Source organism: Demequina phytophila (genome assembly GCF_000971135.1).
In the GTDB taxonomy this organism is placed as follows: domain Bacteria; phylum Actinomycetota; class Actinomycetes; order Actinomycetales; family Demequinaceae; genus Demequina; species Demequina phytophila.
In genome coordinates, this window is record NZ_BBLW01000001.1 from 73,100 (window position 1) to 96,734 (window position 23,635).

The 23,635-nt window shown below is 73.3% G+C and carries 26 protein-coding genes; 13 read left to right on the forward strand and 13 right to left on the reverse strand.

Going from position 1 to position 23,635, the window contains the following annotated elements; translation table 11 throughout:
- Positions 1-6: 6 nt before the first annotated feature.
- Both AOM01_RS00355 and AOM01_RS00360 read right to left on the reverse strand, forming a co-directional pair.
- Positions 7-1,179, reverse strand: coding sequence for a 1-acyl-sn-glycerol-3-phosphate acyltransferase (locus tag AOM01_RS00355; protein WP_228374165.1), 1,173 nt, complete (start codon positions 1,177-1,179; stop codon positions 7-9).
- On the reverse strand, positions 1,176-2,006 hold the full coding sequence (locus tag AOM01_RS00360; protein WP_062287354.1) for a patatin-like phospholipase family protein: 831 nt from the start codon (positions 2,004-2,006) through the stop codon (positions 1,176-1,178). The genes AOM01_RS00355 and AOM01_RS00360 overlap by 4 nt, the downstream gene beginning before the upstream one ends.
- An 81-nt stretch (positions 2,007-2,087) precedes the next feature.
- Here AOM01_RS00360 and AOM01_RS00365 point away from each other — a divergent pair, with 81 nt between their 5' ends.
- The 4 genes from AOM01_RS00365 (at position 2,088) to AOM01_RS00380 (ending at position 5,576) form a co-directional block, all read left to right on the forward strand.
- The gene (locus AOM01_RS00365; protein ID WP_062287356.1) at positions 2,088-3,788 is read left to right on the forward strand and encodes a cytochrome c biogenesis protein DipZ; all 1,701 of its coding nucleotides are present in this window, start codon (positions 2,088-2,090) and stop codon (positions 3,786-3,788) included.
- A gap of 84 nt (positions 3,789-3,872) precedes the next feature.
- The gene (locus AOM01_RS00370; RefSeq protein ID WP_156155760.1) at positions 3,873-4,154 is read left to right on the forward strand and encodes a hypothetical protein; all 282 of its coding nucleotides are present in this window, start codon (positions 3,873-3,875) and stop codon (positions 4,152-4,154) included.
- A gap of 7 nt (positions 4,155-4,161) precedes the next feature.
- Positions 4,162-4,821, forward strand: a complete 660-nt coding sequence (locus AOM01_RS00375) for a sigma-70 family RNA polymerase sigma factor (RefSeq protein WP_228374166.1) — start codon at positions 4,162-4,164, stop codon at positions 4,819-4,821.
- Positions 4,818-5,576 (forward strand): anti-sigma factor, encoded by a 759-nt coding sequence (locus AOM01_RS00380; protein WP_062287361.1) that lies wholly within the window; start codon positions 4,818-4,820, stop codon positions 5,574-5,576. The genes AOM01_RS00375 and AOM01_RS00380 overlap by 4 nt, the downstream gene beginning before the upstream one ends.
- 4 nt (positions 5,577-5,580) lie before the next feature.
- Here the strand turns inward: AOM01_RS00380 and AOM01_RS00385 are convergent, their stop codons facing one another.
- A complete protein-coding gene (locus AOM01_RS00385) occupies positions 5,581-7,275 on the reverse strand; it encodes a cation:proton antiporter (protein ID WP_062287364.1) in 1,695 nt (564 codons plus the stop codon).
- A gap of 122 nt (positions 7,276-7,397) precedes the next feature.
- Here AOM01_RS00385 and AOM01_RS00390 point away from each other — a divergent pair, with 122 nt between their 5' ends.
- Complete coding sequence (locus AOM01_RS00390) at positions 7,398-7,991, forward strand: dienelactone hydrolase family protein (RefSeq protein WP_062287367.1); 594 nt, start codon at positions 7,398-7,400, stop codon at positions 7,989-7,991.
- A gap of 12 nt (positions 7,992-8,003) precedes the next feature.
- On the opposite strand, the gene AOM01_RS00395 is transcribed toward AOM01_RS00390, so the two are convergent.
- From AOM01_RS00395 to AOM01_RS00410, 4 genes are all read right to left on the reverse strand, one after another.
- The gene (locus AOM01_RS00395) at positions 8,004-8,777 is read right to left on the reverse strand and encodes a DUF6226 family protein (RefSeq protein ID WP_062287370.1); all 774 of its coding nucleotides are present in this window, start codon (positions 8,775-8,777) and stop codon (positions 8,004-8,006) included.
- 22 nt (positions 8,778-8,799) lie between these two features.
- Positions 8,800-9,315: an aminoacyl-tRNA deacylase gene (locus AOM01_RS00400; RefSeq protein WP_062287373.1), complete on the reverse strand. Its 516-nt coding sequence runs from the start codon at positions 9,313-9,315 to the stop codon at positions 8,800-8,802.
- On the reverse strand, positions 9,315-9,776 hold the full coding sequence (locus AOM01_RS00405) for a hypothetical protein (protein ID WP_062287376.1): 462 nt from the start codon (positions 9,774-9,776) through the stop codon (positions 9,315-9,317). Before AOM01_RS00405 ends, AOM01_RS00400 begins: the two co-directional genes overlap by 1 nt.
- A 64-nt stretch (positions 9,777-9,840) precedes the next feature.
- Positions 9,841-10,248, reverse strand: a complete 408-nt coding sequence (locus AOM01_RS00410) for a hypothetical protein (RefSeq protein ID WP_156155761.1) — start codon at positions 10,246-10,248, stop codon at positions 9,841-9,843.
- Between the two features lie 234 nt (positions 10,249-10,482).
- Here AOM01_RS00410 and AOM01_RS00415 point away from each other — a divergent pair, with 234 nt between their 5' ends.
- Positions 10,483-11,067, forward strand: coding sequence for an LbetaH domain-containing protein (locus tag AOM01_RS00415; RefSeq protein ID WP_062288526.1), 585 nt, complete (start codon positions 10,483-10,485; stop codon positions 11,065-11,067).
- A gap of 4 nt (positions 11,068-11,071) precedes the next feature.
- Here AOM01_RS00415 and glpK read toward each other — a convergent pair whose 3' ends face one another.
- Entirely contained in the window at positions 11,072-12,589 is a 1,518-nt protein-coding gene (gene glpK / locus AOM01_RS00420) for a glycerol kinase GlpK (RefSeq protein ID WP_062287382.1), read from the reverse strand.
- A 118-nt stretch (positions 12,590-12,707) separates the two neighbouring features.
- On the opposite strand from glpK, the gene AOM01_RS00425 reads away from it, so the two are divergent.
- Positions 12,708-13,079 carry a VOC family protein gene (locus AOM01_RS00425; protein WP_062287384.1) on the forward strand — a complete coding sequence of 124 codons (372 nt, stop codon included), beginning with the start codon at positions 12,708-12,710 and terminating at the stop codon, positions 13,077-13,079.
- Here AOM01_RS00425 and AOM01_RS00430 read toward each other — a convergent pair.
- Together AOM01_RS00430 and AOM01_RS00435 are read right to left on the reverse strand one after the other, a co-directional pair.
- On the reverse strand, positions 13,046-14,836 hold the full coding sequence (locus tag AOM01_RS00430) for a glycerol-3-phosphate dehydrogenase/oxidase (RefSeq protein WP_062287388.1): 1,791 nt from the start codon (positions 14,834-14,836) through the stop codon (positions 13,046-13,048). The two genes, AOM01_RS00425 and AOM01_RS00430, sit on opposite strands and share 34 nt — an antisense overlap.
- A 106-nt stretch (positions 14,837-14,942) precedes the next feature.
- Positions 14,943-15,152: a hypothetical protein gene (locus AOM01_RS00435; protein ID WP_062287391.1), complete on the reverse strand. Its 210-nt coding sequence runs from the start codon at positions 15,150-15,152 to the stop codon at positions 14,943-14,945.
- 154 nt (positions 15,153-15,306) lie between these two features.
- Between AOM01_RS00435 and AOM01_RS00440 the strand changes: the two genes are divergently transcribed.
- The 3 genes from AOM01_RS00440 (at position 15,307) to AOM01_RS00450 (ending at position 17,020) form a co-directional block, all read left to right on the forward strand.
- Positions 15,307-15,783: a CoA-binding protein gene (locus AOM01_RS00440; protein ID WP_062287393.1), complete on the forward strand. Its 477-nt coding sequence runs from the start codon at positions 15,307-15,309 to the stop codon at positions 15,781-15,783.
- Positions 15,780-16,658 carry an alpha/beta fold hydrolase gene (locus AOM01_RS00445; protein ID WP_062287397.1) on the forward strand — a complete coding sequence of 293 codons (879 nt, stop codon included), beginning with the start codon at positions 15,780-15,782 and terminating at the stop codon, positions 16,656-16,658. Before AOM01_RS00440 ends, AOM01_RS00445 begins: the two co-directional genes overlap by 4 nt.
- A 77-nt stretch (positions 16,659-16,735) precedes the next feature.
- Entirely contained in the window at positions 16,736-17,020 is a 285-nt protein-coding gene (locus AOM01_RS00450; RefSeq protein WP_062287401.1) for a hypothetical protein, read from the forward strand.
- Between the two features lie 11 nt (positions 17,021-17,031).
- Here AOM01_RS00450 and AOM01_RS00455 read toward each other — a convergent pair whose 3' ends face one another.
- Positions 17,032-17,226, reverse strand: coding sequence for a hypothetical protein (locus AOM01_RS00455; RefSeq protein ID WP_062287404.1), 195 nt, complete (start codon positions 17,224-17,226; stop codon positions 17,032-17,034).
- 142 nt (positions 17,227-17,368) lie between these two features.
- Here AOM01_RS00455 and AOM01_RS00460 point away from each other — a divergent pair, with 142 nt between their 5' ends.
- Positions 17,369-18,562: an exonuclease SbcCD subunit D gene (locus AOM01_RS00460; RefSeq protein ID WP_062287407.1), complete on the forward strand. Its 1,194-nt coding sequence runs from the start codon at positions 17,369-17,371 to the stop codon at positions 18,560-18,562.
- A complete protein-coding gene (locus tag AOM01_RS00465) occupies positions 18,559-21,510 on the forward strand; it encodes an AAA family ATPase (protein ID WP_062287410.1) in 2,952 nt (983 codons plus the stop codon). The genes AOM01_RS00460 and AOM01_RS00465 overlap by 4 nt, the downstream gene beginning before the upstream one ends.
- On the opposite strand, the gene AOM01_RS00470 is transcribed toward AOM01_RS00465, so the two are convergent.
- Positions 21,507-21,983: a GNAT family N-acetyltransferase gene (locus tag AOM01_RS00470; RefSeq protein WP_062287413.1), complete on the reverse strand. Its 477-nt coding sequence runs from the start codon at positions 21,981-21,983 to the stop codon at positions 21,507-21,509. The two genes, AOM01_RS00465 and AOM01_RS00470, sit on opposite strands and share 4 nt — an antisense overlap.
- Positions 21,984-22,088: 105 nt before the next feature.
- Here AOM01_RS00470 and AOM01_RS00475 point away from each other — a divergent pair, with 105 nt between their 5' ends.
- A complete protein-coding gene (locus AOM01_RS00475; RefSeq protein ID WP_062287416.1) occupies positions 22,089-22,646 on the forward strand; it encodes a hypothetical protein in 558 nt (185 codons plus the stop codon).
- Positions 22,647-22,992: 346 nt separating this feature from the next.
- Here AOM01_RS00475 and AOM01_RS00480 read toward each other — a convergent pair whose 3' ends face one another.
- Positions 22,993-23,631: an energy-coupling factor ABC transporter permease gene (locus tag AOM01_RS00480; RefSeq protein ID WP_062287418.1), complete on the reverse strand. Its 639-nt coding sequence runs from the start codon at positions 23,629-23,631 to the stop codon at positions 22,993-22,995.
- Between the last annotated feature and the right edge of the window lie 4 nt (positions 23,632-23,635).

The following is a 23,635-nucleotide window of genomic DNA, read 5'->3' on the forward strand; positions in this document are numbered from 1 at the left end:
GCCAGGCTACCCGGCGCGTCGACGCGTCCCGGACGCCTCGCGCGCGACCGCCGCATCCGACACGGTCGGCTGGTGCGAGTCGATCCACGCGTCGACCGTCTCCCACCACGAGTACAGCCACTCCTCGCGCGCGTCACGATCGTCCGGCACGGCGGCATCCGTCGCGGTCCAGCCCTTGAGGACGATGCGCTTGTCGACGGGGAGCTCCCGCCACACGTCAGCGACGGTCGAGAGCCTCTCCAGGCCCGTGTGCCCCACGATGACCACGGCCGCGTCCGGCCGCGCCTCCATCGCGGCGAGCACGCCGCCGGGATGCGGCGGCATCACGTGAGGCATCGCCTCGGCACGCGCGGCGAGGTCCGGGTGCCCCTGGTCCCGCAGCGCCTGGATGCGGCGTTCGCGCCGCTTAGGTGTCGCGTTCGCGCCCTCGGGGAAGATCAGCAGCGCGCCGTCGTCGCCCAGCTCGCCCGCGAGCGCCGCGATCGCCTCGGTCCCGCCTGGCGCCCCGACCGCACGGTGCCGGCGCGGGGTGAGGAACTGCGCCGGGATGCGATGCAGCAGGATGTCGATCGCCGGGTCCCACTGGAGCGTGTCCTTGAGCACGATCGCGGGCGCCCGCCCGAACTCGTTGAGCAGCGCGTCGACGATGATGAACGAGTCCCCGGGACCCGCGTGCCGGCACACCACGATGAGCGGCCGTCCCGGCGCGATCGCGTCCAGGTCGGCGTCCTCGAGGTCGATCTCGAGCCTCAACGTCCACTTGACCTGGGAGAACAGGAGGCTCAGCATCGTCCGCGCAAGCGCGAGATGGTTCCGCCGCGACCGCTCCCCCATGACCCGCGTCCCGAACCCGTGCCACACCCACAGGCCGCCCAGCGCGAGCACGCACGCCGCGTCCCACAGCAGGTAGAAGCCGGCGAGCCACACCACGCGCGTGAGCCGCAGCTTGCCCGGCAGCGCGAAGCTGACCACCGCCGCGACGAACACCAGGAACCACACCGCGATCGGCAGCCACACGAACGCCACCAGCACGATCGCGGGCGCAAGCACCACGCGTCGCACCCAGCGCGGCGGCAGCCGCCACCAGTGGGTGCGCCGGCGCGGCGCACCGCCGCCCGGGGGAGGACCGGACGAGGACGTGCCGGAGGACGATGCGCCGGTCGCCGGACCGCCGTTCACGCGCCTGTCCGGTGGCCGGCGAGGTAGTCGGCGGTCGCGGCCCGCGCGGCCTCGATGCGCGCATGGGTGCGGTCCAGACGCCGGTAGGCGCCCAGGCGTTCGTCGCCGGGCTGCTGCCCGCCGTACGGCAGCACGTGCAACTGGACGTGCGCCGGCACTGCGGCGCGTTCGCGCTGGAAGCGGTGGCGGCGGGAGATCTCGAACGCGATCCGGGCCACGTCCGCGGGCTTGCGGGGCGGGCCCAGCGGCTCCTCGATGCGCCCCACCTGCAGCACGTAGACGGTGGTCGCACCACGCGCGACCGCCTCCCCCACCGGGATCGAGTTGACGATCCCGCCGTCCACGAAGTGCTCGCCGTCGATCACCGTGGGCGGGAGCGCGGCCGGCACGGATGCGGAGGCCATCACCGCGTCCACCACCGAACCCGTGTCGAACCAGTGCTCCGAGGCCCGCTCGATGGAGGCGGCGCACACGGCGAGCGGCACCGCGAGGTCCTCGAAGCGGGTGTCCGCACCGATCACGCCGGCCACCAGCCCGCGCAGCGCCTCCGGGTTGTTGAGGTGGGTCTTGTGCTTCGCGAGCCGCCGCAGCTGGCGGTACAGCGACTCGCCGTAGATGGCGCCCGCGGTGGGCGACGCCCACGTCTGCTCGAGCCGGTCGACGACGTCCAGGTGCGGGTCCTGCGCGACCGCGGCGCCGTTGATCGCACCGATCGACGTCCCCACCACCAGCTGCGGGGTGATGCCGGCCTCGAGGAGCGCACGCAGCATCCCCACCTCGGTGGCGCCCCGGACGCCCCCACCTCCGAGCACGAATGCGACGGTCATGTTCCCAGGTTAGGCGGCACATACCGCCCCGGGCGCGGCAGCGCGCCCCATCCCCGCGCATCGTCGCTCCGAACGCCGGGCATGATCACGCTCATCGTCGTCGGACTGGTCTCCGGCATCATCACCGCCATCAGCCCGTGCGTGCTCCCGGTGCTGCCCGCGATCCTCAGCTCGTCGATCCAGGACGGCGCGACCAACCGGCGGCGGCCGCTGGTGGTGGTCGCCGGCCTGGTGACCAGCTTCGCGGTGTTCACCCTGCTGGGCGGCATCCTGCTGGCGAGCCTGGGCCTGCCCGACGACCTGCTGCGCTGGACCGGGATCGTGGTGCTCGCCGTCGTGGGCCTCGGGCTGATGATCCCGCGCCTGGGCGAGCTGCTCCAGCGGCCGTTCGAGCGGGTCAGGCCGGCGAGGATGGACCGCGACGGGAACGGCTTCGTCATGGGGCTCGCGCTGGGCCTGGTGTTCGTGCCGTGCGCCGGGCCGATCCTCGCGTCCATCACCGTGCTCGCCGCGACCAACGGCGTGAGCTGGGGGCTGGTGGCGCTGACGCTCGCGTTCAGCGCGGGCATCGCGATCCCGCTGCTGGTGTTCGGCTTCGCGGGGCAGGCGATCTTCGGGCGCATCAAGGCCGTCCGCGAGCGCCTGCAGCTGATCCGCGCGATCTCGGGCGGGGTCCTGCTCGCGACGGCCCTGGTGATCGCGACCAACGTCGCAGAGCCGCTGCAGCGCGCGGTGCCCGGCTTCCTCGCCGGCATCCAGAGCTCCATCGAGGACAACTCGTCGGTTCGCGACGAGCTCGACACGCTCGCGGGACGGCAGGGGGACGATGCCGCGGTCGCCTCGGGCGACCGCCTCACCTTCGACGAGTGCGCCGACGCCCCCGGCGAGCTCCACGACTGCGGCCCGGCCCGCGACCTGCCCGGCATCCAGGCGTGGCTGCAGACCGACGGCGGGAAGGCGCTGTCGCTCGAGGAGCTGCGCGGCCACGTGGTGCTGATCGACTTCTGGACCTACAGCTGCATCAACTGCCAGCGCACCTTCCCCTACCTGACCGCGTGGGACGAGCGGTACCGCGACGACGGCCTCACGATCATCGGCGTCCACACGCCCGAGTTCGCGTTCGAGAAGGTCGAGGCGAACGTCGCGGACGCCGCGGAGCGGTACGGCATCGAGTACCCGATCGCGATCGACAACGACTACGAGACGTGGCGCGAGTGGGACCAGCGCTTCTGGCCCGCGCACTACCTCATCGACCAGCAGGGCGAGGTCCGGCAGGTCCACTACGGCGAGGGCGCGTACGCGGAGACCGAGCAGCTGATCCAGCAGCTGCTCGACGCGCCGCCGCAGGCCGTGGTCGAGGCGGATCCCGGGAACCACACGTCGGGCCGGACGCCCGAGACGTACCTGGGCTACGGGCGTGGCTACGCGAAGGCCAACGGCGACTACCCGCGCGACGAGGCCCACGACTTCGGGACGGGTCCCGAGCCCTCCGCGGACGGGGAGGTGTCGCTGTCGGGCACCTGGACCGTGGGTGACGAGGCCGCGAGCGCGGGTCCCGGCGCGGCGCTGACGATCCCGTTCTACGCGGCTGACGTGCACCTGGTGCTCGCGGGCTCCGGGACGGTCACCGTGACCCTCGAGGGCGATCCGGGCTACCGCGAGGTGGTCGAGGTGTCGGGGACGCCGGACCTCTACGACCTCTACGCGGGCGAGCCGGTCTCCGACGTCATGCACCTCGAGCTGTCCGAGGGCGTGGAGGCGTACGCGTTCACCTTCGGGTGAGCGCGGTGCCCACCCATCCGGCGCCCGCACCGCGCCGAACACCAGCCGTCGGGCAACCCCAACCGCCCGGCACAGGGAGGAATCATGTACCGAATGCGCACGCTCGCCGTTCCGGGTCTCATCCTGCTCGCCGGCACCGCGCTGGCGGCCTGCGGCGACACCGAGCCCGCCTCGACGTCCTCGGACGACACGATGATGGAGGAGTCCATGGAGCCCACGCCCATGGAGTCCGAGTCGATGATGTCCGACGACGAGATGATGGAGGACGAGGACGACTCGATGCACGACGACGAGATGATGAGCGAGTCCCCGTCGCCGGACACGATGATGTCGGAGGACGACGAGATGATGGAGGACGAGGGCTGATCCCCTCGTGACGGACGATGCGGAGGGCCAGGTGAGCGCGGAACGCCGGCTGGGCGCGGTGCCGGGGGGCGACCCCGACGGGCACCCCGAGACCCGGCGCGACGCCGACCCGCTCGGGGAGCTGCTGGTCCGCACGGGCCGGGGCGACCAGGCCGCGTTCGAACAGGTCTACGACGCCCTGGCCGGACCGGTGCACGGCCTGGCCCTGCGCATCGTCCGCGATCCCCAGCTGGCGGAGGACGTCGCCCAGGAGGCGCTCGTCGAGGTGTGGCGGGTCGCGGCACGGTTCCGCCCGGAGCAGGGATCGGCGCGGTCGTTCGTGCTCACCATCGCCCACCGCCGCGCCGTGGACCGCGTCCGCTCCGAGCAGTCCCACGCGGACCGGCTCCTCACGCACGGCCCACGTCAGGCCACGACCACCACCGAGCAGGCCGACCATCCCGAGCAGGTGGTCGACGCGATCGACGCCCAGTGGCGCGCGGCGCGTGTCCGCAAGGGTCTCGCCGCGCTCACCCCGCTCCAGCGCGAGGCGCTCGAGCTCACCTACTACAAGGGCTACACCAATCGGCAGCTCGCGGAGTCCCTCGGGATCCCGCTGGGCACCGCCAAGGCCCGGATCCGCGACGCGATGATCCGTCTCCGCGACACCTGGGAGGGGACGCGATGAACGACAACGTGCACTCCCTCATCGGCGCCTACGCCGTCGACGCGGTCACGCCCGATGAGCGCACCGACTTCGAGTCGCACCTCGCCGCCTGCGAGGACTGCACCGCCGAGCTCGCGGGCCTGCGCGAGGCGGCCGCCACGCTCGCCGCGGCAGAGTCCGTTGCTCCCCCGGCCGCGCTGCGCGCGCGGGTCCTCGACCAGATCGGCCGGACCGCGCAGCTCCCGCCGCCCACCGGGGACGATGCCCCGGTGGCGCCGCGCGCGGACGTCGCCCCCGCATCGTCCCGCCGCGAACGGCACGCCTGGCCCCGCCTGGCCGTCGCCGCGGCGGTGGCCGCGGTGCTCGCCGTGGGCGGGCTGGCGGGATCCGCGCTGCTGGGACAGCGCGGCCAGACCGGCGAGGACCAGCTCGCGCTCGAGAAGGACGTGATGATGGTCACCAGCGCGCCGGATGCGCACGCGATGGACCTGGGGCTGGGCTCCGCTCACCTGGTGATGAGCGACAAGATGGGCTCCGTGGTCGCGATGGGCGAGGACTGCCCCGAGCCCACCGCCGGCATGGAGTACCAGCTGTGGGTGGTGATGGAGGACGGCTCCAAGCACGCCGGCCCCACGTTCGCGCCCGATTCCGACGGCACCTTCATGACCCTCATGGACATGGACATGGATGGCGTCGCGGCGTTCGCGGTGACGCAGGAGCCCATGGGCGGTTCGGAGCAGCCCACCACGGACGTGGTCGCGGAGGTGGGGCTGTAGGGGTTCAGTCGTCGCCGTCGGGGTGCTCGGCGCGCAGCTGGAGGGAGATCTGCTCGGCGTCGAGGATCCGCATCGCGTCGCCGAGCGCCTCGGAGCCGTAGGTCCCCATGCCCCGCACCTCGAGGATCCGCTCGCGCTGCGCCTCGATGATCGCGAGCCTCAGCTCGAGGAACTGGGCGCCGTGGCCGACCGTCTCCTCGTCCTCGGCGCGGGCGTGGACCACGGCGCGGCGCACGGCGTCGAGGACGTCCGGGGAATATTCGTCGCCGGCACGTGAGCGCAGCTCGCCGTCCGCGAGGTAGGTGTCCGCGACGCCGGCGAGGAGCGCGCGCAGTTCGGTGCGCTCGCGCTCGTCGTGCACCGACTCCCCCGCGATGCCCAGCCGCTGGGTGATCCACGGCAGCGTCGACCCCTGCGCCATGAGCGACCCGACCGCGACCACGAACGCGATGAGCACCAGCGTGGAGCGCAGCGGCGTGTCGGCGGGAAGCGACTGGGCGGCGGCGACGGTGATCGCGCCGCGCATGCCCGCCCACACCAGGACGCCGCCCTCGCGCCAGCCGAGCGGCCGGTTCTCGAGGTAGTCGGCGTAGGCGGAGTGCTGCTCGACGCGGCGCGCGACCGCCTCGCGGCGCGCGGGATCGGGGTGCGTCTCCGCACGCTCCGCCATGCCCTCGACGCGGTCGTGGCGCGCGCGCACCCGGCGTGCGCGCCGCGCGGCGGTCATCACCACCGGGGCGACGTACGCGATGCGGATCAGCAGCACCAGGCCCAGCGCCGCGAGCCCCAGGCCCAGCGCGAACCACACCGAGCCGTGCGTCTCCTGGACGTCCGTCACCAGGGTGGTCACCTCGAGGCCCAGCAGCAGGAAGACGACGCCCTCGAGCAGCAGCTCCGCGGTGCGCCAGTTCGCGCGCTCGGAGATGCGGTCCGCGGGACGCAGGTACAGCGGCGCGCGATACCCGGTCACCAGGCCGGCGACCACGGCCGCGACCAGGCCGGACGCTCCCAGCAGCTCGGCGGGCACCGCGGCGGCGAAGGGGGCGACGAAGGAGATGGCGGTGGAGTTCGCCGCGCCCGGCACCAGGCGGCGCAGGCGCACGCTCGCCTCGCCCATCACCAGGCCCACGATCACGGCGATCACCACCGCTGACGCGAAGTCCCACGTGGCCTCGCCGAGGGTCATGGTCGCGCCGGCCGCCGCGACGGCGGTGCGCATGGTGACCAGCGCGGTCGCGTCGTTGAACATCGATTCGGCCTCGAGCACCGTCACGATCCGGGGCGAGACGCCCATCTTCCTGATGATCTGCACGGCGACCGCGTCGGTGGGGCTCACCACCGCGCCGAGCGCGACGCCCATCGCGAAGCCGATCCCGGGGATCACGGCGGAGAAGAACAGTCCCATGAGGAGCGCGCTTAGCAGCACCAGCACGATCGACAGCCCGCTGATCGCCCGGAAGTCGCGCCGGAACTCCGTGGCGGGCAGCGCGACGGCGGCGGAGTACAGCAGCGGCGGGATGACGCCCAGCAGGATGAACTCGGACTCGATCTCGATCTCCGGCACGCCGGGGATGAAGCTCACACCCACGCCGAGCAGGACCAGCAGCAGCGGGGCCGCGACACCGACGCGGGGCGCGATCGAATGGACCGCGACGATGGCGACGACGGCCACCACGCCGATGAGCAGCACCTGGTCCATGCGCAACCTCCCTGGCATCCGGCCCGAGGCCGTGCCCCCAGCCAACCACCTGGAGGCGTCCGCGCGCGACAGGCCGGACCGGCTCGGGTCGCGCTCACGCCCTCCGGGCGAGAGACTGAGGCATGGCCGAGATTCTCCTCTTCCACCACGCACTGGGGCTCACCGAAGGGCTCCTCGCCTTCGCCGAGCGCCTGCGCGCGGACGGCCACACGGTCCACTGCCCCGACTGCTACGCGGGCACCACGTTCGACGACGTGGACGAGGGCGTGCGGTTCGCGCAGGGCATCGGGCACGATGCCCTGGAGGAGGCCGCGCACAGCGCGGCGAGGCGCCACCGCGGGGCGGACGTGGTGATCGGCTACTCGTTGGGGGCCATGCAGGCGCAGCTGCTGGCGCAGGACCGCCGCCGCTTCCGCGCATGCCTGCTGGTGGGCGGGGCGATGCCGCCGTCCGCGCTCGGCGGGGTGTGGCGGCACGAGGTCGCCCTGCAGATCCACGTGGCCGACCCCGACGAGTGGGTCGAGCCCGACGAGATCGACACGCTGCTCTATCACGCGCCCCACGCCCGGATCTTCCGTTACGCCGGCAAGGGCCACCTGTTCATGGACCCCTCCGCGATCGAGTACGACGCGGACGCCGCGGACAAGTTCGAGGAGCGCACCACCGCGTGGCTCGCCGAGCTCGACGAGCACCAGCGCTCCCGCCAGCTGGCGTGACGCGGGCGCGGGCTACGCGCTGCGCAGCCTCCGCCTGATGCGCTCGAGCGCCGCCTCGATCGCGGCCTCGCGCTCCTGCCTGGTCCACAGGCGCAGGGGCTCGGCCTCGGCCTCCCAGGCGCCCTCCGCATCGTCCCGACGCGGCGGCCACGGCAGCCAGCGCTCGCCGTGTCGCTCGCGCTGGCTCTGCTTGAGCGCGTCGACGCGCTCCTTGTCGGCGGCGTGACGCGGCTCGCGGCTGTAGGTCGCGGCGGTGCCGCCGCCGATGGTGATCTCGATGCCCTCCGTCCAGGAGTAGCGCTCCTGGAAGCGCCCCTCCACCACGGACAGGACGATGCGCTCGAGCAGCTCCGCGCTGTCCTCGAGGGACTCGTCGCACGCGTCGCAGCCGCATGCAGGGGAACGGGCCTCGCCGGCGGCGCCCATCGCGACCACGATGGACGGGAACGTGGTCTCGGCGATGACGAGCGGCGCGCAGCCGTCGTGGCGCGGCAGCAGGGTCGCCGCGCGGGCGATGCGGACCTGGCCCTGCTCGGCGCTGCGCACGGTGTCCGGTGCGTCCTCGGGAAGGCCCTCGGTGTAGCGCACGTCCACGTCGTAGGTGCGCTCGAGGTGGTCGATCAGCGCGTCCGCGACCTCGATGAGCGGCGCGAACCGCTCGGGGTGGCGCGTGCGCGAGTAGGTGCGCTCGGGCGGCCCGTCGACGCCCCAGCGGTGGCCGTACGGGATCGCGTTGCCGTCGGGGTCGGTGAAGACCAGCTCCGGCAGCTCGGGCCTCTGATACACGTGCGCCAGAGTACCCGGCGGGTCAGCCGCGGGGCGTCAGCGGCTCGGTGACGTCCGCGATCCGGGCATCGAGTATCTCGACGAGCTGCTGCGTGTCGAGCGTCGCGGCGACGCCGTGCGCGCCCGCGCCGATCGACACGGGCCCCTCGCGGGACACGATGAGCGCGTCCGCGATCACCGGCCAGGGACGTCCCGACGCGGGGTCGGGGTGGGCGCCGAACGGCGTGATGGTGCCGCGCTCGTAGCCGGTGACGTCGCGGGCGACGTCCTTGTCGGGCATCGACAGGCGGTTGACGCCCAGCAGGGTGCGCAGCTTGGGCCAGCTGATCTCGCGGTCGCCGGGCACCAGGACGTAGAGGTACTCGCCCTCGGCGCGGCGCACCACCAGCGTCTTGAGGATCTGGCGCGGGTCGAGGCCGCGGGCCTCGGCGGCCTCCTCGAGCGAGCGGACCGGGCCGTGGACGGTCACCTGGTACTCGATGCCGGTGTCCGCGAGCGCGCGGATCGCGGGGGTGTCGGGGGTCTCGGGCGCTGTCATCACTCCCCCAGGTACCGGGTGCCGGTGGCGTCGGGTCCGTGCGGGGAGACGAACGCGAGGCGTGCGATGCCGCGCACCGCGGCGATGAACCACTCCGCGATCATCTCGTCGGCCTCGCCCTCGACGCCGGAGAACGCCGCGACCATGCCGTGGCGCACCACGCCGCCGGGATAGACGATGTCGCCCGCGGTGTAGAGGTGCGGCTGGTCCATCCGCACGCGGGAGGTGTCGAGCCCGGTGCGCTCGGCGACCTTCGCCTTGGCGACGGCATACCCGTAGGTCTTGTCCTCGGTGTCCCCGATCGACCCGGTCCACAGGATGGCGCCGGGACGGGCGGGGTCCATCACCACCAGGTCGCCCACGGCGTCACGGATCACTCCGGCCGCGGCGGCGCGCTCGACGGCGGGTGTGACGATCTCCCATGCCTGGGCGCAGATCTCGGGGGTCAGTCCGGTGAACATCGGCAGTCCTTCCTCGCGTGGTCTCACGCTAGCGCCGATGCGGGCCTCGGATCCCCCGGCCGCCTCACCTGCCGAACTGCGCCTCGAAGGCGAGGGCGGAGGGGGCGTTCCAGGTGAGACCGGTGGGCACCTCGGGGTGCGGGGCGAAGAAGCCCTCCTCGAACTGGTCGCCGGCGACCACCGGAGCGCCGCCGATCGCGAAGGACGGCACCACGTCACCCACGTACCACTGGGTGAAGGCCTCGACGCCCTGGTGGAACACGCCCACGGCGACCACCCAGTAGATGCCGAACGCGAGGGCCGCCACGAGCACCAGCTGGACGGCGACGTCGATCCACGCGATCCCGGTGGCCCCGACGGCGCGGGGCGACGCGACGGCGTTCGCGCGAGCGGAACGCGAGGGGCGCAGGACGCGCACCTCCCGCGTGATGCGCGGACCCCACGAGGCGACCGAAATGTGTGGAACTGTCATGATTTACCCCCACGTCCATCTGACCTTGTCTGCCTGGTTCGCGCAACCGGAAAGCGGTGACGAATATTCCAACCACGGGTAAAGACGCGGAAAACTGACCCGGCGTTGGGTCAAGGATGGTTAAGGTCCGGTAACGATGCCGGGGCCGGCGGGTTTCGAGCCCCGGGCCCGGGGCGGCATGATGCAGGGGTGGACGCGTCCGACGGGCGCGCGCAGGCGACTGAGGGGGCGGCCGTGAGCGATCAGGACGAGCAGGTTCCGGTGATCCCGCTGCGCGAGGCACCCGGCGAGCGCGCCGCGTGGGGCCGCGGGCCGGCGTGGGTGATCGCGTGGATGCTGGTCGAGTGGCTGCTGGTCACCAACGCGCTCCAGCCGTCCTCGCGGATCCGCGTGGCCGCGCTGCGGGCGTTCGGCGCGCGGATCGGCGACGGCGTGATCTTCCGCCAGCGCACGCGCGTGAAGTTCCCGTGGAACCTCGAGATCGGCGAGGACTGCTGGATCGGCGAGGGGGTCTGGTTCCACAACCAGGACCGCGTGGTGATCGGCCACGACGTGGTGATCTCGCAGGAGAGCTTCATCACCACCGGCAGCCACGCGCACCGGCGCGACATGGCCCTCATCACCCGTCCCGTGGTGATCGAGCCGGGCGTGTGGGTGACGTCACGGTGCATCGTCACCGGCGGCGTCACGCTCGGGCGCTCGTGCCTGGTCTCCCCCGCCGCCGTGGTGATGAAGGACGTCCCCGCGGGACGCATCGTCTCCGGGAACCCGGCGCAGGACGCCGGCGCGCGCTTCCAGCCGCAGCCCAGGCGCGGCTGAGCCGCTAGCCCTCGGCGTCCTCGTCCAGCCAGTCGAGCGAGCGCGCCACCGCCTTCTTCCAGTTGCGGTAGAGGCGGTCCGCCTCCGCACGCGGCATGGTCGGGTGCCAGCGACGGTCCTCGTGCCAGTTGTCGCGCAGCTCGTCGAGGTCGCGCCAGTAGCCCACGGCGAGACCCGCGGCATAGGCGGCACCGAGCGCGGTGGTCTCCACCACCTCCGGCCGCACCACGTCCGCTCCCAGGATGTCGGCGAGGAACTGCATGAGGAGCTCGTTGGAGGTCATGCCGCCGTCGACGTTGAGGGCCGTCAGCGGGATGCCGGCGTCCGCCTCCCCCGCCTCGACCACGTCGCGCGTCTGATAGCCGCAGGCCTCGAGGACCGCGCGCGCCAGGTGCGCCTTGGTGACGTACTGGGTGAGGCCCAGCACCGCGCCGCGCGCGTCGGGACGCCAGTGCGGCGCGAAGAGCCCGGAGAACGCCGGGACGAAGTAGGCGCCGCCGTTGTCGGGCACGCTCGCGGCGAGCGGCTCGATCTCGCGGGCGTCCTTGATGGTGCCGAAGTTGTCCCGCAGCCACTGGACCAGCGCGCCGGTGATCGCGATCGACCCCTCGAGCGCGTACCGCGGCGCGTCGCCGCCCAGCTGGTACGCGACGGTCGTGATGAGGCCGTGGCTGCTCATGATCGCCTCGGTGCCGGTGTTGACCAGGAGGAACGTGCCGGTGCCGTAGGTGCCCTTGCTCTCGCCCTCGTGGAAGGCCGCCTGACCGAACGTGGCCGCCTGCTGGTCCCCCAGGATGCCCGCGATCGGGACCTCACGCAGCAGCGACCGCCCACCCACGTGGCCGTAGACCTCGGAGGAGCTGCGGATCTCGGGCAGCAGCGCGCGTGGGATGGCGAAGGTCTCGAGCAGCTCCTCCGACCAGTCGAGCGTCGCGAGGTCCATGAGCAGCGTGCGGGACGCGTTGGTGACGTCGGTGACGTGGATGCCGCCGTGGATGCCGCCCGTGAGGTTCCACACGAGCCACGTGTCGGGTGTGCCGAACGCGAGCTCGCCGGCCTCGGCGGCGTCGCGGGCGCCGGGCACGTGGTCGAGCAGCCAGGCGATCTTGGTCGCGCTGAAGTAGGTCGCGAGCGGGAGCCCGGTGATGTCGCGGAAGCGGTCGATGCCGCCCTCGGCCGCGAGCGCGTCGATCTCATGCTGCGTGCGGGTGTCCTGCCACACGATGGCCGGGTGGATGGGCTCGCCGGTCGCGCGGTCCCAGATGATGACGGTCTCGCGCTGGTTGGTGATGCCGAGCGCCTCGATGTCGAGCCGCGTGATGTCGGCCTTCGCGAGCGCCTGGCCGATCACCAGGCGGGTGTTGTCCCAGATCTCCTTCGGGTCATGCTCGACCCAGCCGGCGCGCGGCAGGTGCTGGCGGTGCTCGAGCTGGGCCTGCGCCACGATCCGTCCGGGGTGGTCGAACACGATCGCGCGCGTGGAGGTGGTGCCCTGGTCGATCGCCATCACATAGCCAGCCATGGCCTCACGCTAGCCCCTCGCCCCGCCCGGCTACCTGCGCGATCCCGGTTGCGACCCACCCCGCCCGGGGCGAGACTCGTTGAGGTCGACACCCGACCCCCACCCCGGAGGGACCGCCATGGCGCACGGAGACATCACCCACATCGACATCCCGGTCAGCGACCTCGACGCCGCGAAGGCCTTCTACGGGACGCTGTTCGGCTGGCAGATCGCCGCCCCGCCCGGCTTCGAGGACTACCCGATGTGGCAGGCCCCGAACCAGGTCAGCGGCGGCGGGCTCGCGCCCCGCTCGGAGGACTTCAGCCAGCCGCGCTCGTACGTGGAGGTCGACTCGATCGACGCCACGATCGCGCTCGCGCTGGAGAACGGCGCCACGGTCCTCATGGCCAAGATGGAGATCACACCCACCAGCTGGTGGGCCGTCATCTCCGACCCGGACGGCAACTCGATCGGGCTCTACGAGGGCGTCACGGAGGTCGGCGAGGCCTGACCGGAACGCCCGGTCAGCGCGACGTCGCCTGCCCTCGCCGCGCGCGCCTGCTCCAGCACCAGCTCCACCTCCGCGGCCCGCCGCTTGCGGCTCCACCCCAGCTCACGCCCCACCACCTTGGCGAGCTCCTCGAGCAGGGGCACCGTGACCTCGCCGCGGAACGTCAGCTGCGTGCGCCGCTGCACCAGGTCGGCGAGGCGCGCGACCCGCTCGGTGCGGGCGATCCACTGGATCTCGGCGCGCGTGTAGCCGGGCGCGTGGCGCAGCGTGCGCGCCTCGTCGAACCACGCGAACGTCCGCGTCTCCAGCGCGGCGACCTCCGCCCCGCGCGTCCCGTACCTGTCGAGGAGCACCCCGGCCCGGGCATCGTCCCCGGGCATGTGCGCGGCGATCCATTCGGGGCGGTCGTCTGGGCGCGGGTAGTCGCGCCCGCCGCCCACCGGCACGCCGCGCGTGGACGTGCGGCGCGCGCGCCCGAGCAGCTCCAGCACCTGGTCCGCGATCTTCTCGCCGAGCGCGCGGTGCGTGGTCCACTTGCCGCCCACCAGGCTCACCAGCGGCACGCCGCCGGGCAGCTCCGAGGTGACCAGGCGGTAGTCGCGCGGGATCTCGCCGGGGCTCGCCGCGTCCGCGGCCGGGAGCGGCCTGATCCCGGCGAAGCGGTGCACGATCTGCTCGCGCGTGACCGGGATACCGGGGAACACGCGCGCGGCGAGGTCGATGAAGTAGTCGATCTCCTCCGCGGTGCACACGGCGGGCTCGCGCGGGTCCGCGGGGATGTCGGACGTGCCGAGGATCACGCGACCGTGCTGCGGGTGGATGAGGACGATGCGCCCGTCCTCGTTCTCGAAGAAGATCTCGCGGCCCCGGCACGCCTCGTGCAGCGCGGGGTTGTCGACCACGATGTGGCTGCCCTTGGTGCCGCCCATGAACGCGGTCGCCTCGCCCAGCGCGGCGTTCGTGAGATCCGTCCACGGGCCGGACGCGTTGACCACCAGCCGCGGCCGGAGGGTCACGGTGTCGCCGGTGAGGACGTCCCGCACCTCCACGCCGGCAGACGATGCGCCGGTCGCCTCCACGTACGTCGCCAGGCGGGCGCCCGGATGGGTGGCGAGCGCGTCGAGGGCCATCTCGAGCGCGAGGCGCTCGGGGGCGCGCACGGCGGCGTCGTAGTACGTCGCGGTGCAGATGATCGACGGGTCGAGGTCGGGCAGGTCCTCGAGGGACTGCACGCGACCGGTGAAGCTGTGGCGAGGGACTCCGGTGCCGTCGGGGGCGAGGCCGGCGTGCGAGTACTCGTCGTAGAGGGTGAGGCCGGCCTTGATGAGGACGGCGCCGCGCGCGGCGTGACGGGACGAGCCGTGGCCGGTGAGGAAGCGACGCGGCGCGCTCCCCAGGCCCGACCAGACCTGGTGGATCGGGATGGTGGTGGGCAGCGGCGTGACGCAATGGGGCGCGGTGGCGAGGAGGCCGTTGCGCTCGGCGACCGCCTCCTTGACCAGGCGGAACTCGCCGTTCTCGAGGTAGCGCAGGCCGCCGTGGATCATGCGGCTGCTCGCGGCCGAGGTCGCGGCGGCGATGTCGCCGCGGTCGATCAGGGTGACGTCGACGCCCTGCAGCGCGAGGTCGCGGAACGTCGCGACGCCGTTGATTCCGCCGCCGATGATGAGGACCGTGCAGTCGGGGCGCTCGCGCAGCGCGGCGACGGCCGGGCGCGCGTCCCGCCCCCCGGGGGTGGTGGTGCGTCGCGGGGTCATGAGGACATCGTGCGTGGAAGTCGCAGACCAGCGCAATCCCTGGTTCCGCACGCCGTGCGGGGTCCTGATTGTCGCTTTCCGCAGGTGCGCGACCCCTGCGGGGAGCTCAGCGACGCTTGGTGCGCTCGTCGTGCTTCGCGCGCGCCGCGCCCACCACCCACAGGGGCAGGATCACGCCGAGCGCGAGCAGGAACGGCGGGAAGCCGAGGCTCGCGTGCGGGAGGTCGCGGAACAGCCACGAGAACCACCCGACCACCGCGATCGCGAGGATCGCGTATCCGTTGACCGCCGCAACCGTGGCACGCCCGTGATTCATCGCCAGCTCCCCCGTGGATTCACCCACCACCCTTCCGCGCCGGCCGGCCGCGTCCAAGCCACCACTTGTGGGGGCAGCGCTGCGGTTGCCGCGGCCCGTGAGCCGCGTGACCATGGAAGGAAGGTCCCCACCCCAACCCCCCAGGGAGCGGATCATGACTGCCATCAAGGACGCTGCAGAGGCCTTCCTCGCGCACAAGCGCATCGCCGTGACCGGGGTGTCGCGCACGCCGGGCACCCACGGCTCGAACAACGTCTACCAGCGACTTCGCGAACGCGGCTACGAGGCCTTCGCCATCAACCCGAACGCCGAGACCATCGAGGACGCGCCGGCGTACCCGTCGCTCGCCGCCGTCCCGGGCGGCGTGGAGGCCGTGGTGATCGGGACACGGCCCGACCGCGCGCTCGACACCATGAAGGAGGCCTACGAGCTGGGCATCAAGGACGTCTGGATGCACCGCGGTCCCGGGCAGGGCAGCGTGGACGATGCGGCGGCCGCCTGGGGCCGCGAGCACGGCATGGCGGTGATCGACGGGGGATGCCCCTGCATGTTCGGCCCCACGGCCGACGGCGGCCACAAGTTCATGTGCTCGTTCATGAAGCTCACGGGCAACGTGCCGCGCCAGGTGTGAGCGAGGTCGAGGATCCCGGACGCTGGCGCTCGATCGACGTCGGCGGGACCGGTCTCGACGTGTGGGAGGCGGGCGTCGCGGCACCCGGCGCTGCGCCGCCCGGAGCTCCGGCGTCCGGCGAGGACCCCGTGGTCGTGGTCGGCACCGCCCTCACCGCGGACGAGCTCCTCCCCGTCGCCCGGCGGCTCGCCGCGGAACCCGGCCGGCGCATCGTCGCGTATCGACGACGCGGGTACGGCTCCGGCGGGACCACGACGGGCGCGGGGTCGATCCGGCTCGACGCGGCCGACCTGGTCGCGCTGCTCGACGCGCTCGGGATCGCGCGAGCGACTCTCATCGGCGTCTCGTACTCGGCGGCGGTGGTGCTGCAGGCCGCGGCGGACCGCCCCGACAGGGCCGCGCGCGTCGCGGCGATCGAGCCTCCGCCCATCCAGGCCCGCTCCGCGGCGGCGTTCCGGGTGGCGTGCACGCGGCTCGCCGGCGAGTTCGACGCGCTCGGCGGACGGCGGACCGCGGACCGGTTCCTGTCGCGGCTCATGGACCCGCACTGGCGGCTCGACCTCGAGCGGCTGCTGCCGGGCTCGGTCGCGCAGGTCGAGGAGGACGCGTCGACGTTCTTCCTCGCGGACATCCCCGCGCTGCTCGCGTGGGAGTACAGCGCGCGGGACGCGGCACGGGTGACGGCCCCCGTGCTGCTGGTGAGCGGCACCGCCAGCGCGCACTGGTTCGCGGACGAGATCGAGGCCATCCGCGGCTGGTTCCGGAACGTCGCCCACGTGAGCGTCGCCAACGCGGACCACTCGATGGCGCTCACGCACCCCGACACCATCGCGCAGATCCTCGAGATGTTCCTGAACGAGCCCGTCTCGGACTGAACATCCCTGCTATCGATCGCAGGTGCCCCCATAAGTGGGGGCATGTGCACCGCGTGCCGCTTCACTAGGTTCGGAGCATGCAGGCGCTGAAGGACGACGTCACCCTGGACCTCGGCGACGAGGACGCGTGGATGTGGATCTGGTTCGCCGGGTGGACCGTCGCCGCCGGAGTGATCGCCGGAAGCCTGTACCCCGACGCGACGGGCGCGTTCGGCTGGCAGGCCTTCTTCATCGGCGCCGTGATCGGCGCGTTCTCGACCATCCCCGCGATGGTGATCTTCCGCCTGCTCGCCCGCGCGCTGGTGAGCCTGGGGCTGCTGGCGCCCCGCGCATCGTCCGCCGGGGACGTCCAGGTCGACTGACGCCCGCCCGCTCAGGCGAGGCGGCGGGGACCGCGACCGCGCGGGCCGCGAGCCATCACGACGGCGACGGCGGGGATCCCTGCCGCCCCGAGCGCGACGAGGACCACGGACGGTCCGCTGAGGAAGAACGCGCCGGCCGCCGCGGCGAGGATGGTGACCGCGAAGAGAGCGATGACGGCGAGCACGCCGCGAAGCACTTCGAACATGACGACTCCTGAGGGGGGAGGAACTTCCCCCACGGTCGCCCCGCGCGCCCCGACCGGCAAGCCACCATTTGTGGGGGCGGCTCCCCGCCGCCGGCGCGGGCCGCCGCGCGCCGCTGTCGGACCCCGCCGCTAGTCTCCAGGCATGCGCCTGCTGCACACCTCCGACTGGCACATCGGACGGACGTTCCACGGCCACTCGACCGACGACCACCTCGCCCAGGTCCTGGCCGCGCTCGCCGCCGCCGTCGCGGAGAACGCTGTGGACGTGGTGGTGGTCGCCGGGGACGTCTTCGACTCCTCCACCCCCAAGGGCGAGGCGTTCACCCTGCTCAACGGCGCCGTCGCCGCGATCCGCGCGGCCGGCGCGACGGTGGTGCTCACGTCCGGCAACCACGACGGTCCCGCGCGCCTGGGCCACATGGCGCGGTTCGCGGCGTTCGGCGGCGTGCACGTGCTCGCGGATCTGGGCGCGCTCGCCACACCCGTGGCGGTCCCGGACTCCCACGGCGAGGTGCTGGTCTACGGCATCCCCTACCCGCACCCCGAGTTCCTCCGCGCCGCGTTCCCCGGCTTCACCGGCACCACGCAGGAGGCCGCCCACGCCTTCGCGATGGACCTGATCAGGGACGATGCCCTGGCTCGGGGCGGCGCCGAGGCTCGCTTCGTCGTGGCAGCCCACACGTTCGTGTCGGGCGAGGCGGGCGGGGTCGCCTCCACGGTCGAGGACGGGGGGCGCGCCGAGGAGCGCGACATCACCCGCGGCGGGCTGGACATCGTGCCGCCGTCGGCGTTCGACGGGGCCGCGTATGTGGCGCTCGGGCACATCCACTCGCGGGTCACGCTGTCCCCCTCCGTCAGGTACTCGGGCGCGCCGCTGCGGTTCTCGTTCGGGGAGATCTCGAGCGGGAAGGGCGCCTGGCTGGTCGACATCGGCGACGCGGGGACGGCACCGGAGGTGACGTGGCTCGAGCTCCCCACGCCCCGCGCGGTGGTGCGGCTCGTGGGCACGCTCGAGGAGCTGCTGGCGGACGGTGCCCACCCCGAGGCCGTCGACGCCTGGGTGGACGTCATCCTCACCGACGACCTCCGCCCCCGCGACGCCATGCGCCGCATCCAGGAACGCTATCCGCACGCCGTCACGCTCACGCACCGGCCCGCGAACGTCGCCGACCACGGCGCCGCCACATACGCGGAGCGCACGCGTGGAAAGTCGGACACCGAGCTCATCGCGTCGTTCCTGGAGTTCACCCGCAACGGTCACGGCGTGAGCGAGGCCGAGGACCAGCTCATCGCGGAGGCGCTCGGCGCGCTCGACGCGACGGAGGCGACGCGATGAGGGCGATCAGCCTCACCCTCGAGGGCTTCGGGCCGTACCTCGCGCGCCAGGAGGTCGACTTCACGGCCTTCGACGCCGACCGGCTGTTCGTCATCACGGGCAAGACGGGCGCCGGCAAGTCCACCATCCTCGACGCGATCACGTTCGCGCTCTACGGCGACGTCCCCCGCTACGACGGCACCAGGTCCACCGCGCGAAGCCACTTCTGCACGCCCGCGGACCCCACCGAGGTGACGCTCGTGTTCGAGGTCGGGACCGCGCGGTACCGCGTCACCCGGTCGCCCGAGTTCGAGCGGCCGGCGAAGCGCGGCGGCGGCACCACCACCGAGAAGCCCGCCGCGAAGCTGTGGCGCTGGGACGGCGGCGACTGGGAGCCCCTCGCGATGGCGCCCCGCGAGGTGGGCCACGAGGTCGGCGCCATCATGCAGCTGACCTCCGACCAGTTCCTCCAGGTGATCCTCCTGGCACAGGGCCGGTTCGCGGAGTTCCTCCAGTCGGGGACGGACTCGCGGCTCAAGCTGCTGAGGTCTCTGTTCGGCACGCAGCGCTTCGAGGACCTCACCGCGTCCCTCCGCGACCTCGCGCGGCGCCGGTTCCGCGCCATCGAGGCGGCCGACGCCGAGCTCGAGGTCATCGCCGGCAACGCCGCGACGGTCGCGGGGATCGAGCCGCCGTCCGGCGACCGCGACGCCTGGCTGGCGACGGTGGACGATGCGCTGGTCGCCGCCGCTGCCGAGCTCGCCGAGGCATCGGCGAAGGCGGGCACCGCGGCGGGTGCCGCACGCGAGGCGCTTGCGGAGGCGCGTCGGGTGGAGGCGGAGCGCGCGCGGCTCGCCACCGCGCGGGCTCGGGTGGCCGAGCTCGAGGCGGGGTCCGCGGCTCACGCCGAGTCCGTCGCGCGGCGCGACCTCGCGCGACGCGCGGTCCCGGTGGCGGGGCCGCTCGCCTCTGCTGCGCGCTCCGCCACGGCGCTTGCCGCTGCAGGTGAGTCGCGGGACGCGGCCTTGGCCCACACCCCCGCCCTCGCCACCCTCACCCTCGCCGGCCTGCGGGCGCGCGCCGCCGAGCTGGCCACCGAGCGCGGGTCGCTGACCGCGGCGCTCGAGGCCGAGGTGTCCCTGCCCGAGCTTGAGTCCGCGGCCGTCGCTGCGCGCTCCGCGCTCGACGCTGCCGTTGCCGCCCGCGATGCGGGCCAGGCGGCGCTCGACGCGCTGCCCGAGCGCGAGCGGGAGTTGAGGGAACGGCGTGAGCCGCTCGCCGCGGCGGCCGCCCGCACCGAGGATCTCGAGGCCGCGGTCGTGCGCGCCGAGAGTGTCGTCGCCGCACACACGCGCTTGGCGTCGCTCGAGACCGCGCTCGAGACCGCCGCACTGCGCGAGGCGGAGGCTTCAGGCGTACGCGCCGCCGCGGTGCGCGCGCACGACTCCCTGGTGCAGCGGCGGCTCCGCTCGCAGGCCGCGCACCTCGCCACGAAGCTGGTCGACGGGGAGCCCTGCGCGGTGTGCGGAGCGACTTCCCACCCCGCGCCCGCGACCCCGACCGACGAGCACGTCACCGACGAGGAGGTCGACGCCGCCGACGCCGCCGCCAAGTCCGCCTCCGCCGCGTTCGAGCGCGCGCAGGTGGTCGCCTCTGACGCACGCACCGCCGCCCAGGTGGCCCGAAGCGAGGCCGGCGACGGCACCCCCGAAGAGGCGGGCGAGGCGCTCGAAGCCGCGCGCACCGCGGCCGCGGCCGCGACGGCAGCCACCTCCGAGCTCGCCGCGATCGACGCGGAGCTTGCCGCACTCGACGGCGAGGCCGTGTCGTTGCGGGAGTCGCTCGCCGCGCGGGCGACCGCGCTGGAGACCGCCCAGTCCACCGCGACGCAGGCGGACGCGGCTCTTGAGGCGGCCCGCGCATCGTCCCTCGTGGGGCGAGGCTCGCACGACTCCGTCGCCGAGCGCGCCGCGGCGCTGGACGCCGAACGTGTCGCCGTCGACGTGCTCGCACGCGCCACCGAGGCGGTCGAGGAGGCGCGGCGCGCGGATGCCGACGCGCGCGACGCGGTCGCGAAAGCGCTGGCAGAGGCGGAGTTCGATGACGCAGACTCGGCGATCGCCGCCGCGCTTCCCGCGGCCGAGCTCGCCGCGCTCGAGGCGCGCATCACCGGCTACGAGGCGGACCTCGCGGGTGCGCGCGCGGTGGTGGCGGAGCTCGCCGCCGCCGACCTCCCCGAGGAGTCCGCGGACCTGACGGCACTCGAGGCGTCGTCCACCGAGGCGGAGGGCGCCGCGAAGGAGGCCGCCCGCGCGCATGCGGACGCGGCGAGCCGCGCGACGCAGTTCGCGGCGCTGGCGGGGCGCTATCGCGAGAAGGCGTCTTCGACGGTGGAGGCGCGCGACCGGCACGCCGTGGTCGAGACCCTCGCCGCGACGCTCGAGGGCAACCCGCCCAACGAGCGCCGGATGCGCCTGGAGTCGTTCGTGCTGGCGGCGCGGCTCGAGGAGATCGTGGCGGCGGCGAACGCGCGGCTGGGCGTGATGTCGAACGGCCAGTACCTGCTGGAGTACGACGACTCCGCGCAGTACCGCAACAAGCAGACCGGGCTCGAGCTGCGCGTCGCGGACGCGCACACAGGGATATCGAGGTCGACGCGGTCACTCTCAGGCGGCGAGACCTTCCTCGCGTCGCTCGCGCTCGCCCTCGGGCTGGCGGAGACGGTGACCGCCGCGGCGGGCGGGATCCAGCTCGACACGATCTTCATCGACGAGGGCTTCGGCTCGCTCGACGGCGACACCCTCGAGATCGCGATGTCGACGCTCGACGACCTCCGCGACTCCGGCCGCACCGTGGGCCTCATCTCCCATGTGGAGACCATGAAGGAGGCGATCCCCGCGAAGCTCGAGGTCACCAAGGCGGCCGACGGCTCGAGCCGCGTCGCGGTGCGGGTGGGGTCGGAGTCCTAGATCTCGCCGAACGGGTACCGCACGGTCGCGAACGGCCAGTCGCGGTCGAGCCACGCGGGCACGAAGGCGTGGACCGCGTCCGCGAGCCCGGCGGGCGCGTCGGCGACCACCCACCAGGAGACGTCTGCGGCGGGCCGTTCCAGCGCATCGTCCCCCGCCTCGACCGGGTCGAGGTAGATGCAGCCCAGCAGGCGGTCCTCGTCGGTGGGCAGGATCGCGTAGTTGAAGGATTCGTGGGTGAGCATCTCGCGGGCGTGGCGGGCGAGGTCCTCGCGGTCGGCCTCGACGCTCATGTCGACGGGCGGCCAGCCCCACTCCTCGCCGTACTTCGCCCAGAGCATCGCCTGGTTGCCCATGACCGCGGGCATGTCGATGTCGAGGTCGTCGGCGCTGATGGGGCGGACGTGGACGTCCGCGGTCACCGCTTCACGCAGCGGGTGGACGTAGTCGGCGGGCAGCCAGGACGCGGTCATGCGGTCTCCTCGGGTCGACCGTCAGCATGGCCGCGGCGACCGCGCCAGTCAATCGGTGCCGTCCCGGCGCGAACCTGCGAGACTCGAGATGACGAGGGAGTCAGCGTGGACAGGCATCTCTTCAGCGATGAGTCGAAGGTCGACGGGTTCCGTTTCGCGGGCGCCGTGATCGACGGCGACGACCTGCACCGCGTGCGCCGCGAGGTACTCGACTGGCGGGTGGGCGAGTCGCGCCGCTGGCACACGTCGAAGGAGCGGCCCGAGGCGCGCGAGCGAGCGCTGCGGAGGCTGATCCGGCTGGCGGGGCCGGTCGAGATCGTGATCGTCGAGCACGCGAAGACCCACCCCGAGTTCCTCGCACGCGAGGCGTGCGTGGACGCGCTCGCGCGGTGGGCATCGGACGCCGGCGTGACGCGATGGGTGCTCGAGCAGGACGGCCCCGTGCAGTTCCGCGACCGCCAGACCATCGCGATGCTCATGCACACCGGCCAGATCCGCCGCATGACGTACCGGCACGAGGCGCCCCTCGCGGAACCGCTGCTGTGGATCGCGGACTTCGCCGCATGGCTGTGGACCAAGGGCGGCGACTACCGCGCGGCGATCGAGCCGCTGGTGGTGCACCACGAGGTGGTGGTCGAGCCGGACATCGCGCACGCGGCCTGAGCCCGCGCGCCGCTGCCCGGACAGCGTGAAGCCCGGCTGGCCAACCATCCGGGAGGCTGCCGGGCTCACTGCGCCGGGCTACTGCCCTTTGCTACTTTCATTGTCTCACTGCGACCGTTACGCCGGGGAGTCGAGCGATCTGTGCGCACACGCTCGCCGTTTTCATGCACTTTCGCGGCCCGATACACCGCCGCCAGCGCGTCGAGTTGGCGCATGCGGTGGATTGGCGCCCCTAGACGGGGTCCAGCGACCCCTGAGCACGCCTCGAGCACGACAAAGCCGCGTGAGAGTGCATGAAAACGGCGAGCGGGGCGCGGCGACCCTCGCCGCTCCGGTAGGGCGCGGCTCAGGGTTGGTCGATGACGGTGCTTTCGCGTGGGACGGCGACGGCGCGCGAGGCGGGACGATGCGCGGCCCACCCGAGCGCGACGGCCAGCACAGCGGTGGTCACCGCCGCTTCGAGTGCTGCCCACGCGAGGTAGTGCGGCAGCGCCTCGGCCGGTGAGCCGACGCCGTAGAACCCGACCAGCACCAGGGCGGACGCGACCACGGACGCGAACGCCGCGAGCCCGGCCCCGGGCACCGCCCACCGCTTCCCGAGGCGCGCGACGCCCTGGTACACCGCCCAGCCGACCAGCACCCCGACCACGGCCATCACCATCACGTTGACGCCGAGCGCGGCGGCCCCGCCGTCCCCGAACGCCAGCGCCTCGAGCGCGAGCACGCCCGTCATGGTCACCACGGCAAGCCACGGTCCCAGCGCGACGGCGAGCAACGTCCCGCCGACCGCGTGACCCGTGAGCCCGGCACCGAGCGGCACGTCGAGCAGGTGAGCGATCAGCACTCCCCCGGCGCCCGCGAGCGCGAGCCCGAGGCGCGGCCGCGAGCGCCGCAGCGCGACCCCCGCGTAGGCGACGGCGCCCACGGCGGCCGCGCCCGACACCACCAGCGCGCCGGGGTTCAGCACCCCATCCTGGATGTGCATGACG